This is a genomic window from Paraburkholderia sp. SIMBA_027 (assembly GCF_046535315.1).
Classification (GTDB): Bacteria; Pseudomonadota; Gammaproteobacteria; order Burkholderiales; family Burkholderiaceae; genus Paraburkholderia; species Paraburkholderia tropica.
The window spans coordinates 1-278 of sequence record NZ_JAWRWY010000418.1 but is presented as its reverse complement, the minus strand read 5'-3'; the positions used below and the strand labels follow the sequence as shown (position 1 = coordinate 278).

Genomic DNA, 278 nt, shown 5'->3' with positions numbered 1-278 from the left:
GGGCGATGTAGCGGACGAGCACGTTTGTATCAAGACCGATCATTAAGCACCGGCTCCGCGCGCAGCGATGGCGGCATTCATATCTTCAACGGACACAGGCTTGGCCGGCTTCCCGACAAGCCCTTTGAGCGATTCCACTGATTTTGTCGCGGGCACCAACTCGTAGCGGCCGGTGGTCTCGTTGAGGACGAATTTTTGAGGTAAGGCGACGGGGAGTTCAAGGTCTGAAGGCGGCTTTTTATCTCCCTGTCCAGCTTTATCGGTCGTTAAAGCAGAGA

Annotated in this window: 1 pseudogene; it reads right to left on the bottom strand. The window is 55.8% G+C overall.

The features are described from left to right. Positions 1–42 precede the first annotated feature (42 nt). Positions 43–278 (bottom strand): annotated as a pseudogene (locus SB764_RS39645) (hypothetical protein); the annotation flags it as partial.